The organism is Pseudomonas sp. ArH3a, assembly GCF_022648765.1.
Classification (GTDB): Bacteria; Pseudomonadota; Gammaproteobacteria; order Pseudomonadales; family Pseudomonadaceae; genus Aquipseudomonas.
Genome location: NZ_CP080330.1, coordinates 4826041 through 4838149, shown reverse-complemented (window position 1 = coordinate 4838149; position 12109 = coordinate 4826041). Strand labels below are relative to the sequence as shown.

Annotated in this window: 12 protein-coding genes; 7 read left to right on the top strand and 5 right to left on the bottom strand. The window is 59.0% G+C overall.

Annotated features, from left to right (window positions below; genetic code table 11):
* Window positions 1-90: 90 nt before the first annotated feature.
* On the bottom strand, window positions 91-825 hold the full coding sequence (locus K0P33_RS22130) for a helix-turn-helix transcriptional regulator (RefSeq protein ID WP_242151456.1): 735 nt from the start codon (window positions 823-825) through the stop codon (window positions 91-93).
* Between the two features lie 109 nt (window positions 826-934).
* Here K0P33_RS22130 and K0P33_RS22125 point away from each other — a divergent pair, with 109 nt between their 5' ends.
* On the top strand, window positions 935-1576 hold the full coding sequence (locus tag K0P33_RS22125) for a YebB family permuted papain-like enzyme (protein WP_094949847.1): 642 nt from the start codon (window positions 935-937) through the stop codon (window positions 1574-1576).
* Between the two features lie 32 nt (window positions 1577-1608).
* The gene (locus tag K0P33_RS22120) at window positions 1609-2991 is read left to right on the top strand and encodes an FAD-binding oxidoreductase (protein ID WP_242156097.1); all 1383 of its coding nucleotides are present in this window, start codon (window positions 1609-1611) and stop codon (window positions 2989-2991) included.
* Here K0P33_RS22120 and cynR read toward each other — a convergent pair.
* Window positions 2988-3866, bottom strand: a complete 879-nt coding sequence (cynR, locus tag K0P33_RS22115; protein WP_094949892.1) for a transcriptional regulator CynR — start codon at window positions 3864-3866, stop codon at window positions 2988-2990. The genes K0P33_RS22120 and cynR overlap by 4 nt on opposite strands.
* Before the next feature lie 111 nt (window positions 3867-3977).
* On the opposite strand from cynR, the gene K0P33_RS22110 reads away from it, so the two are divergent.
* The 4 genes from K0P33_RS22110 (at window position 3978) to K0P33_RS22095 (ending at window position 6729) form a co-directional block, all read left to right on the top strand.
* Window positions 3978-4619, top strand: coding sequence for a carbonic anhydrase (locus K0P33_RS22110; RefSeq protein ID WP_094949846.1), 642 nt, complete (start codon window positions 3978-3980; stop codon window positions 4617-4619).
* Between the two features lie 29 nt (window positions 4620-4648).
* Entirely contained in the window at window positions 4649-5119 is a 471-nt protein-coding gene (gene cynS / locus K0P33_RS22105; protein ID WP_094949845.1) for a cyanase, read from the top strand.
* 77 nt (window positions 5120-5196) lie between these two features.
* A complete protein-coding gene (locus tag K0P33_RS22100) occupies window positions 5197-5436 on the top strand; it encodes a DUF2790 domain-containing protein (RefSeq protein WP_094949844.1) in 240 nt (79 codons plus the stop codon).
* A gap of 69 nt (window positions 5437-5505) precedes the next feature.
* Window positions 5506-6729 (top strand): amidohydrolase family protein, encoded by a 1224-nt coding sequence (locus K0P33_RS22095; RefSeq protein ID WP_242151454.1) that lies wholly within the window; start codon window positions 5506-5508, stop codon window positions 6727-6729.
* Between the two features lie 16 nt (window positions 6730-6745).
* On the opposite strand, the gene K0P33_RS22090 is transcribed toward K0P33_RS22095, so the two are convergent.
* The 3 genes from K0P33_RS22090 to K0P33_RS22080 form a co-directional block, all read right to left on the bottom strand.
* Window positions 6746-7981 carry a type II toxin-antitoxin system HipA family toxin gene (locus K0P33_RS22090; protein WP_094949842.1) on the bottom strand — a complete coding sequence of 412 codons (1236 nt, stop codon included), beginning with the start codon at window positions 7979-7981 and terminating at the stop codon, window positions 6746-6748.
* Complete coding sequence (locus K0P33_RS22085) at window positions 7974-8219, bottom strand: helix-turn-helix transcriptional regulator (protein ID WP_083357646.1); 246 nt, start codon at window positions 8217-8219, stop codon at window positions 7974-7976. The genes K0P33_RS22090 and K0P33_RS22085 overlap by 8 nt, the downstream gene beginning before the upstream one ends.
* An 89-nt stretch (window positions 8220-8308) precedes the next feature.
* Window positions 8309-9349, bottom strand: coding sequence for an alpha/beta fold hydrolase (locus K0P33_RS22080; protein ID WP_242151451.1), 1041 nt, complete (start codon window positions 9347-9349; stop codon window positions 8309-8311).
* 739 nt (window positions 9350-10088) lie between these two features.
* Here K0P33_RS22080 and K0P33_RS22075 point away from each other — a divergent pair.
* Complete coding sequence (locus tag K0P33_RS22075; protein WP_242151448.1) at window positions 10089-11744, top strand: methyl-accepting chemotaxis protein; 1656 nt, start codon at window positions 10089-10091, stop codon at window positions 11742-11744.
* Window positions 11745-12109 lie beyond the last annotated feature (365 nt).

The following is a 12109-nucleotide window of genomic DNA, read 5'->3' as shown; positions in this document are numbered from 1 at the left end:
ACATCAGGCCCGCGCCCTCGGAAGGGCCACCGGTGCGCTTGAGCAGGGTTTTTACGTATGCATAAAATCAGGCGAGGTAGGGCTTGCGGACTAGCTGCGCTTTAGTTTCCTGAAGGCCAGTGGTTCCCAGACGCGCAGTGCCAGCAAGAGCGCCGTTCCGCGTTTCTCTGACAACGGGGCGGCCAGCGATTCGTTGTGAAGCGCTGCCAGCTTGCTGCGCAGTCTGTGCATTTCGACTTGCAACTGAGCGTAAGCAGGCTGCGTCAACATGCCATGCGCAAAATCCAGGGTCTCGTCGGGCGCCTCGAACTGGCTGCCCATAAAATCGGGTAGACCCTGGCGCAGAAAAAATTGGCGGATAGGGCCGTTCGGCAACCAATCAAAGTCTCGTGCTACGCGCAGCCTGATCCGGTTACCCGGTTTCAGGTCCGCCAGGCCCATCCGCTCTAACACCAGCAGGTGCTTGATGCACTCGGCTTTCGACAGGCAATAGGCCGACAGCATGTCTTCCAGCGACCAGTGATTCAGCGCACACACGGCCACCAGCAACAACGTTTGGTCTGATACCAGTTGCGCTTCCTGATCCCGCTCCAGCATCTGCAGGCGCGGTGCCGATAACTCCGCCTCCTGAAGTAATTCCGCCATCGTCAAACCCAGCAAATCACTGAACTGGGCGAGGCGCTCCACCGTCAGGCGCCCACTGGCCAGCAGGCGTTTTACGCTGGGCTCTGATAGGTCAAGCGCCAGCGCAACGTCGCGATAGGTCATTCCCGCTGACTTGAGGCGCTGCTTGATTGTGGTGATGAGCCGGCTAATTTGAGTCATAAGTATTGGAATTCGATACTGGGGGTAGCAGTGTAAGAAAATATTTAGGGTAAAGGTGTGAAATATGCATCCTCCTCGCATACTGGCCCATCACAAAAAGGAGGTCAGCATGCCTGTAGACAATGGAGTGATCACACCGGCCAGCACGCCCGTGGGTAATTTGCAGATTGGAGACCTGGTTTTCATCCGCGTAACCGCCCGACCGTTCCTGGAAGTCGCCAGCGCCACGAACTCATGGACTAACCACGTGGGCATCGTCGTCGACAACCGTGGCGACGATCCATTGATTGCGGAAAGTACGTTTCCCTTCGCGCGAACCACGCCACTGACACGCTTCCTGCAACGCTCCGAGCACGGCCGTTATGCCGTTGCGCGGCTGACCGCTGCGCTCAGCAACCAGCATCGCAGTGCGCTGGTCAGCGCAGCGCTTCGGCGCATGGGCACGTTCTACGACACCGGCTTCAACATCAGCTCGCGACGCCAGTTCTGTTCGCGCTTTGTTCGTGACGTTATTTATGAAGCGACCGACATTCAGGTGGGAGAGGTGGAGACGTTCGCGACGTTACTGCAACAAAATTCCGACCCGAGGCTGGTCTTCTGGCGTTTCTGGTACCTGGGCCGCATTCCGTGGCAGCGGCGTACCGTGACGCCGGCGAGCGTGCTGCGCAGTTCGCAGGTGCACGTCATTGTCGACGCACCCGGGCATGCTCACGCAGCGGCGCAACCTGAGGCGAAGCGGTGGGCCCGGTGAAGTGCACACGGCGCGAGCTGCTTCACGCCGGCATGGTCGGTATCGCAGCCAGTGCGCTATCACCTTGGGCGATAGCGGCCACACCTTCAGGTGAGCTGATTAACGATGTGACGCTGCTTAACCCGATATGGGTTAACGGTGTGCTCACCCCGCGTACGACGCAGGAGATTCGCCAGGCGCTTGCCGAAGGGGCAGGGCCCGTCAGTATGGGCGGTGGGCGCTACAGCATGGGCGGACAGATTGCCACCGAAGGCTGCCTGCACCTCGATATGCGAAGGTTCAATCGGGTGGTCCGGTTCTCGCCTGGGAACAAGGTGATACGGGTGCAAGCTGGCATGCGCTGGCGCGATTTACAGTCGGTCATCGACCCGCATGATCTCTCGGTAAAAATAATGCAGAGCTATGCCAACTTCACCGTCGGCGGGTCGTTGTCTGTCAATGCGCATGGGCGTTATGTCGGCGCCGGCCCGCTGATCAATTCGGTACGTTGCCTGCAACTGGTGCTGGCGGACGGCTCGGTAATCGAAGCTTCCCGCAGCACCAGCGCCGACGTGTTCTACGCCGCGATCGGTGGCTACGGCGCGTTGGGCGTGATCACCGAAGTCGAATTGGACCTTGTACCCAACGTCGCCATGGAGCGTCAGGTGCGCCGACTGCCAATTGCCGATTACCCGACGTTTTTCAATGACCACGTCCGTGGTAACGCCCAGGCTATTTTGCACAACGCCGATTTGGCGCCGCCTTTCTTTGACCGGGCCACGTGCGTCACCTGGTGCGCCACCGACAAAGCGCCGACAGTCGCAGACCGTTTAGTCGCGCCGGGGCAATCGTACAAGTTTGATGAGGCCGTGATGTGGAGTGTGGCAAAGCTTCCCGGCGGCCCATTGATCCGCAAGGACGTGGTCGATCCCCTGCGCTATCTCAGCCATCCGGTGGTACGGCGCAATTATGAGGCCAGTGCGGACGGCGCCTCACTGGGGCCTATCGCAACCCGCACCAGCACCTATGCGTTGCAGGAGTATTTTGTTCCCGTCGCCCAACTCCAGGCGTTCGTACCGTTGATGGCTGGCATCCTGCGGGCGCACGCCGTGAATGCCGTCAATATCTCCATCCGGCACGCGCCGAGTGATACGCAATCGTTTCTGTCTTGGGCGCGTGAAGAGGTGTTTTCGTTCGTACTCTATTACTGGCAACGCGTTGGCGTGGCAGACCGCGAGGAAGTCGGTGTGTGGACACGTGAGCTTATCGACGCCGCGCTGTCGCTAGGCGGAACCTACTATCTGCCGTACCAGTTGCATGCGACGCCGGAGCAATTCTCACGCGCCTACCCGAACGCCCGGCGCCTGTTCGCACTCAAGGCGCAATTGGACCCAGGCAAACGATTTCGAAACAAGCTCTGGGATAAATATTCCTAGGCTCCCGCCACGTGCTTCGCTACGTCCATAAACGCCCGTGCAGCCGCAGACTGATAAACCCCTTTGCGCTGCATCAACACCGCAGTGCGCTCTAACCGCTGCGGCCCCAACTCAACGGCCACCAACTCTGGATGCGCCCGCGCAATGGCGGCCGGAAGTAAGGTCGACAGCGTGGTCCTGCGCACCACCTCAATCAACGCACTGATCACATTGGCCTCCATCACCACGCGCGGGCGGATGCCGTGTTGGTTGCAGTAGCGGTCGATTTGCTCGCGGGTGGCGAATTCCTTGCTCAGTAAAATCAATGATTCGCCATTCAGCGCCTCCAGCCCAATGGCCCGCTCCCCCGCCAGTGGGTGCTGTTGACCGACTACCAGCGCAAGGGTTTCGACCAGCAGGGGAAAGGTCTCGATGTCTTGCGCATGCACCTCATCAAACGCAATACCCACGTCCAGTTCGTCGGCCAGCAGTTGGTTCTCCATCTGCTCCTGGGCGACCTCACGCACGTTCAGCGTGATGTTCGGGTAGCGCTGGTGAAAGGCTTCCACCAGCGGCCCAACCAGATAAGTGGTGAAGGTCGGCGTTACTGCAATCCGCAGCGTTCCCCGGCTCAAATCGCCCACGTCATGGATCGCACGCTTGCCTTCCTGCAGTTCCTGCGCCGCCCGCAGCGCATAGCGTAGGTAAACCTCCCCGGCATCGGTCAGGCGCGTCTTGCGTCCTGAGCGATCAAACAACTGTGCGCCGAGGCTCTCTTCCAGCTGCCGCACTTGCTGCGACAGCGCCGGCTGCGAGACATGCAGGGCCGTCGCCGCCTTGGTGAAGCCCTGATGTTCCGCGACCGCAAGGAAGTATTGGATATGTCGTGCCAGCATGGTTGAACCCATAAGATTATCTAATGCTATTGATCATATATGAGACTTTTACCTTATTGCACCAGCTCCGTAACCTTTGCTTCATCGCATCGCGAACCAATGGAGTCACCCATGCAAGACATCATCGACGGTTTCCTGAAATTTCAACGCAGCGCCTTCCCCGAGCGTGCCGGCCTGTTTAAAGACCTGGCCAACCAGCAGAGCCCACGGGCGCTGTTCATTTCTTGCTCCGACAGCCGGCTGGTGCCAGAGCTGGTCACGCAGCGCGAGCCGGGCGACCTGTTCGTCATTCGCAACGCCGGCAACATCGTGCCGTCCTACGGCCCTGAGCCGGGCGGCGTGTCGGCCTCGGTGGAATACGCCGTCGCCGCTTTGCAAGTCAGTGACATCGTGATCTGCGGGCATTCCGACTGCGGCGCCATGACTGCCATCGCCACCTGCAAATGCCTGGACCACATGCCCGCCGTGGCCGGCTGGTTGCGCTACGCCGATTCCGGCCGGGTAGTTAATGAGGCCCGCAAGCATGTTGACCAGCCCGCCAAGGTCGCCTCGATGGTGCGCGAAAACGTCATCGCTCAGTTGGCCAATATCCAAACGCATCCCTCAGTGCGCCTTGCACTCGAAGAAAAGCGCGTAACGCTGCATGGCTGGGTTTACGACATCGAAAGCGGCTGCATCCAGGCCTTCGATGGCCGCACCGGCAAGTTCGTGCCGCTGGCCGACAACCCAACTGTACGCGCTGTTTCGCACTAACCCTTATTTTTACCCACGGAGATACCACCATGATCCAGTCACAAATCAGCCAAAACACTCGCCTTGCCCTGGCCGACGTCATCCTCCTGGCCAAGGCCCGCAAAGACCTGTCGTTCGCCCAGATCGCCGAAGGCACCGGCCTGCACGAAGCTTTCGTCACCGCCGCCTTGCTTGGCCAGCACCCACTGCCGGCCAACGCCGCCCAAGTGGTTGCCGACACCCTGGGCCTCGACGCTGATGCCGTGCTCCTGCTGCAAAGCATTCCGGTGCGCGGCAGCATCGGCAACGGTATCCCGACCGACCCGACCATCTACCGTTTCTACGAAATGATTCAGGTCTACGGCACCACGCTCAAGGCCCTGGTTCACGAGAAATTTGGCGACGGCATCATCAGCGCCATCAACTTCAAACTGGACATCAAGAAGGTCGATGACCCGGACGGCGGCTCCCGCGCAGTGATCACCCTGGATGGCAAGTACCTGCCGACCAAACCGTTCTGATCACGCTACTAATGGGCCCGGCGCTGCACAGCTGCCGGGTTCCACGTTCCTGCAGATTTGGAAGAGGTCATCTGAACATGAAAGGGTTACTTGTACTGATATTCGGCGTGTTTTCCGCTGCGGCGATGGCCGACGAGCCACTGCCGGTCGAGCAATACAGCTATGCCCAGCACCTGGACATCGCCCACGTCATTTCCACCAGCGACGTTGCGGACGTCTGCGCCGTGGTGCCCGTGCGTATGACCTACGAAGACTCCAAGGGCCAGCGGCACATTCTTGAGTACCACGTGATGGGTAACGGCTGCTCAAACGGTTGAGCCACCCATTGTTGTTTTCTACCGTTGCGCCCGCTGTGCCTGAGGGCAGCAACATTGAGGGCCATCGTCATGGATTTAATCTTTCGTAACGTACGCATCGACGACGCACAACCACTGATGGATGTGGCGGTGCACAGCGGCAAAATCATCGAGATTGCGCCGCACATTTCAGCGCACGCCCAGCAGGAAATTCAAGGCCACGGCAACGTGCTGATCCCGGGGTTTGTCGAAGGGCACCTGCACCTGGAAAAAGCCAATGTTATGCACCGCAAGGCCAATCGTTCCGGCACATTAAAGGAGGCGATAGCGGTCACCGCCGAACTCAAACCCACACTGACCCGTGACGACATTCTTGAGCGTTCCACCCAAGTACTGCGTGCACTGGTGCAGTCCGGCACCACCCACGTACGCGCTCACGCCGAGTTTGACCCGGTGCAAGGCTTCACCGGCTTTGATGTGGTACTGGAGTTGCGCGACAGGTTGTGCGACGTCATCGACATCCAGGTGGTCGCCTTCCCACAGGAAGGAATCCTGAAACTGCCGGGCATGCAGGCAATGATGGTCGAGGCCATGGAAAAAGGCGCCGATGTAGTGGGCGGCATTCCCTACAACGATAACTCAGCGCATGAACACATCGACTACGTATTTAACCTGGCCAAGCGCTACGGCAAGGACATCGACTTCCATCAGGACTTCGCCGACAACGCCGACCACATGAGCATTGAATACCTCGCGCGCAAGACCCTCGAGGAAGGCTATCAAGGGCGCGTGTGTGTCGGCCACCTGACCAGCCTGGGCGCCGTGCCGCCGCACAAACAGCGCGAGATCATTGCCCTGATTCGCGAGGCCGGAATCAGCGTCATGTGCCTGCCCGCCACCGACTTGCACCTCGGTGCGCGCGGCGACGACCATAACGTGCGCCGCACCCTGACGCCGGTGCGAGCACTGCGCGATGGCGGCGTGAATGTGTGCCTGGCCACCAACAACATCCGCAACGCGTTTACCCCGTTTGGCACCGGCGATTTGCTCAACATTGCGCAACTGGCAATTCCTGCCTGCCACCTGGGCGGGGCGGATGACCAGGCCACGGTGTTGTCGATGCTCACCACGAGTCCGGCGAAAGCGCTGAGGCTGCAGGATTATGGGTTGGCGCCGGGTAAGGCTGCTGATTTGGTGTTGCTGGATACGCGCTCGGTGGGTGATGTGATTCTCGACTTGCCGGCGCGGTTGATGGTGCTTAAACGTGGGAAGGTTGTGGCGACGTCGGTTTGTCAGCGTTCGGTAGTGTTCTGACGATGTGGCAGGCAAATCACTCCGGCTCAATACTCCTCGCCAGTCCAGCGGCCCAAGCAGCGAGCATTTTTTCTCCCACTGCCTCAAACGCCGGATGGGTACTTCCATAATCCGAAAGCTCCACCATCGCGCGGTTCATGCCACTGTGCACTCGGTGGAGCAACTCAGTGCAGCGGGCTTCGGTTAAATTGCACGCGCTGCGCCCGAACTGCACCAGCATCTTGCGTTTTGGCCAAGCCTTCGAGCCGCCGAGCAACAGACCCATAATGTCGTTGACCTGGTACACAGTAGTCGTCACTAGGTCGTAAGCTGGTGCGAGCCAAACATCTGCGTCTTCGGCACAATTCTCATACAGCAGGCCGAAATTCTTAAGGTGTCCGTCACCATTTTGGATGCCTGCAGACAGTGCCACCATCATGAAGAAGTCCTCTAACGCCTTGGTCACCCGCGAAGGGGAGACATAAGCCTTGATCAGTTTCGCGCAGCCCTGATAGCTACCGTCGTACTTCTTACTCGTTCCCCATCCCGATAGCACGCACATGTCTTCGAACCCGAGGTAGGCGGTATCACTGATGTCGAACCGTTTCACCACCAAAAATTTACCGTGCTGACTAAGCTGGCATTCAGGCACTTCAAGGCCTGTGTGAAGTGCCGCGCGCATACAAAAAAACTCATTGGCTGCCAGTTGCGCAAAGTCTGAATCATTGAACGCTTTCACTAGATGCGTAGCGCCACGGTGGGGGAGGCGGGCAACGTCGGGATCCGCATCGTCAACGTCGCGCACCAGTACCTTCGGTTGAACCCCTGAAACACCGGAGTAGGCGGCGTAAGTTTTCATCAGGTCGTCGAACAGATCCTTTGCTCCGTCAAAGACCAAGAGTTCAGAGAGCTTGATCTCGGGCAGCGATTTGTTACCGGCAACATGGGTAACGCTGATACGACCCAACTGGTGTGGACCGACGATACCCAGTAAGGCGAAGTCGTCAAAGCCACGCACTGATTTGCTGAAACGCCGCACAAGCTCGGCCTTGAGGTGCCCCTCGGGAATGTGCATCTCAAACAGGGGATGGATTCCATACGCCCAGTTGTAGCTCTCCAAGCGCACGGGCATTGTCAAAGAGACCGCGTCCTTTTCGGCTACGGTCTCGTTGTACGAGAACACCGAATCGCGCGGTTTTTCTTCGTTGCGCCCGAGTGTCCCAGCTGCCACGCCACCAGCGCCAATATAGAGCCGGTCACTTTGCCTAATCATGGACGCTTCCTACTTTCAGTTCGTCGAGCGTTTTACGTCGACGCTTAGGGATCGCGGTCAGCTCGTAACCCAAACCCTCGAGAATCGCAGCCACCTTGCGAATGCCCACTTCAGGAATGGTGTTGTTCTCGATTCCTGAGATGGTAGAGCGACTCATACCGTGCCGTTGCGCGAGCTGGCTTTGTGAAAGGCCAGCCGCCTTGCGTAGGTTTTTGATCAGGAGACCTAAGTCGTCCATATCATTTTGCATCCTATACAGTGCATTTTTAAGTTTTAAGCTATTTCTGCGTCGTATACGATACGTTTTGTCTTGAGTAGCCCTTTCTTTTACTTAGGTGCTGTCCGCCCCAGAAACCCAGTAATCAGCTCCACCACCTGCTGCTGAATCACCGCCCGTGGCCGAGCCCCTTCACCATCCCGGCAAATCATGCCATCGCCGGGCGAGCTCTCTTCAATCAACGTCATACCTCCCGGCTTGCAGATCGACATAAAGCTGAAGTGCGTGGCGTCGCCTATCTCCACGTACTGCGTCGAAGCTTTTGGCAGCCGCTTGACCATGTCGGCAGACTCCAATTCCGGCGACATATCCTCCGTTGGCACACCCCCCGCGATCACCAGCGCCGGCACTGGCAGTACGCCCAGGCTGGCACTGGTGAAGCCGCGCGACAGGCCCAGGTCCAGTGACACAACTGCGGTGACGCGCTTATCGCGCAAGTCAGCGGCCAGTTGGGCCTTGCCAACTGGCGTGCCGGCGGGGTTCATCTTCTGGTAGCCAATGCAGCCGCCCAACTTCGGGTGTTTGGCGCAGTCCTTGCTGAACAGGTCAGGGTCGAAACGCGCCCCGGCGATTTCCATCACGGTCCAGCCACCCAGGGAGTGGCCCACGGCAGCAATCTGGTGGTTCGCGACCGCGCCAAACTGCTTCGGCTGAGCCAGTACCGCGTCGATAGCGCGGCTCAGGTCGGCCGGGCGTTGCCATAACTGTGCGGCAGCGTGCGGGCTGCGGTCTTTGGTGGTGGTGCCAGGGTGGTTGACCGCCGCCACGATGTAACCCTTGTGCGCCAATGCGCTGGCCAGCCACACCTGTTTACCCCAATTGCCGCCGTGGCCGTGGGACAGCACCACCAGCGGATGCTCACCGGCAGCTGGCGCAGCATCGGGCACGCCGAGGGCGCCGATGAACACCGTGTTGTCGGCGATCAGCTCGGGTTTGGCAGTGGTGGTGGCGGGGTACCAGACGACCAGCTCCAGAGGGCGGTGGTTCTGGGCATCGGGCAGCGTGGCGGTTTTGAACCCGACCGGGCTTTCGGCGGCGAAGGCGGGCGTGGAAAGGCAGAGCAGGAACAGGGCGCGGGAAGCGGTTTTCATTGTTGTTATCTTCCTTGAATTTGGTGGCGCATCATTACCTAAAATCCTATCGGCGGCTGATAAGCTGGCAAAATCGACCAATCAGACGTTCATGTCGATCAGTCCGCTAGTCCCTCTCATGCTCGGCCAGCCGGCATGAATGTCCCGCAAGTGGGGCAGTCAACGCCGTCGCTCGCCATTTGCATAACCCCCTCGCCGAACGTTGGGCAAACCTGCGCCGCCATCTCGCATGGAGATCCGAGAATGAGCTCGCCCCCCATAACCGGGAGCCATTTCTCGCAGCAACGCGGCTCGCGATGAAACGGCAACAGCCCCTAGCGCAGCGCATGCTCACAATTAGCGCGCCCTAGCTCACCCCCCTACAAAATACCTGTACAGAAATAGCGCTACGCATTTTTACAGCGTTCGCAGGATTCTATCGGCCCCAAGATGGCCTTGGGCTGTATCGCCGCCAAACAGTCGTCAGCCCGATAGCCAGGCCTCTATTTCTGGCGCTTGCCAGAAATCGGAGGTTACTGACCGTTCATCGGGATTGAGTGATGTCATAAAGACATCGCATCAATATAGTTGTACAAGACTTGTACAAGAATAAATACTTGTACAAGTTTAGGCTAGCCAGGACATAACGTCGCTACTCGTTGCTGTCGAACAAAGAATACCTGCGCAGGATGCGGACCAAGGGCGAATACATACCCTTGCAGGTGTCCCTAAATTGTTCCTCCCATTACGCAGGTACACCATGCCATCGCACACTCCCCGGCTCTCTACACGCACCACTCTCTATGCCGGCTATGCCAGCCTGCTCGCGTTTATGTTGCTGATCGCCGCTATCTCGCTGTACGCCCTGGCTAACAGCAATAAGGACTTTTCTCGCTACGTTAATGGCATTGATGCACGCACCCGCCTGGCCAACACACTAAACGACGCCGCCGCCCAGCGCGCGATTGCCCTGCGTAACATCGCCTTGAACAGCAATGTCAACGCGAGAGGACAGCAGCGGGGTGCGATTGCCGTCAACGAACAAATGGTGGCCAGCAGCCTCGCCGCGCTACGCCAGGCAATTGATAGCCATGATGATGTGTCGCCCAAATCACGTGAACTGTTCTCAACCATCGAGCAGGTCGAGAGCCGCTACGAACCGGTAGCGCACACCATTGCCGAACACCTGTTCAAGGGTGAAAACGACGAGGCCCTGCGCATGGTCAGCGAGCAGTGCACACCATTACTGGCCGAGCTGACCCAGGCAATTGGCGAATACCTGCGCTACACCAACCAGAAGGCAGACCTGCAGGTCAGCGAAAATGACGCGCACTATCTATCACAACGCAACCTGCTGCTCGCCATTACTGCGCTGGCCGTCTTACTAGCAGCGGTACTGGGCTACCTCATCAGCCGCAACCTGCTGCGCGCGCTGGGTGCCGAACCGAGTGAGCTCAACCAGCTCGCCCAACGGGTTGCCCAGGGCGATCTGCGCGTTAGCGAGCGCACGATTGAGCCACCACAAGCCAGCATCATGGCCGCCCTGCTGAGCATGCAGGAGAACCTGCGGGACATGACCAAGGGCATAAACCTGTCCTCACAGACCGTGGCCGATTCCAGCCAGGAGCTTAGCCAATCGAGCCTGAGAAACGCCGAAAGCGTGGCCATGGCACAGTGCGAGGTCGAGCAGATCGTCACCGCCGTTCACCAAATGGCCGCCACCGTGCAGGATGTCGCGCGCAATGCCGAATCCGCCGCCAGTGCCGCCAGCGAGGCCGATAGCGCGGCCCTGCACAGCCAGCAGAAGGCCAAAGATGCCGTCAACATGATCGGCGAGCTGGCCGAGACAATCGAACAGTCCAACATGGCCATGGTCCGGTTGAAGGATGAAACCGGCAATATCGGCGGCGTACTTGAAGTGATCAAGTCGGTGGCCGACCAGACCAACCTGCTGGCCCTCAATGCAGCCATCGAAGCTGCCCGTGCTGGCGAGGCCGGACGCGGCTTCGCGGTGGTAGCCGACGAGGTGCGCAGCCTGGCAAAGCGTACCCAGAAGGCCACCTCGGAGATTGAGGGACTGATCGCCAGTCTGCAGAAAATTGCCGACGAGACCTCGCAGCATATGCAACGCTGCAAGCGCTCCAGTGCGCAGTCGGTGTCCGGCGTTTCCGAGGCCGGTGACGCGGTAAGCACGATCGTCACCATGATCGAGCGGATCAACGGCATGAACCACCAAATCGCCGCTGCCGCCGAGCAGCAGAGTACCGTTGCCGAGCAGATCAGCCGGGGCATCGTGACCGTCAGCGAAAGCGCCGAGCAATCCGCTGCAGCCTTCCGCAGCGCTCAGCAGGAAAGCGAAGGGCTGGCACGCACCAGCGTGACATTGCGAGAGAACATTTCGCGCTTTCAGCTCTAGGGGCTGTTGCCGTTTCATCGCGAGCCGCGTTGCTGCGAGAAATGGCCCCCGGTTAGGCGCAGGACGCAGGTAATGGTCCGAGTCCTGCAAAAAACATCAGGGGCTATTTCCTTCGCAACCCTATGGCCTGACCCCAATTTTGCAATACCTGCCATTTTTGAGTGTCTGCTTTTGGCCGAATGCTGCCCCTCATGACAGGCAGCAATCGACCCATTGCAGCCCTTCGCATCCGGCAGAGGTCGGCCAAAAGTAATGCTAGTCAGCATCAATGAAATAGAGTCTACCGTATGGCGAAAGTGTTGGAGACAAGCCTTCCACCCTCTCCCATCGACACGTTTCGTGCGAATCGAGTAATGTACCCGCGA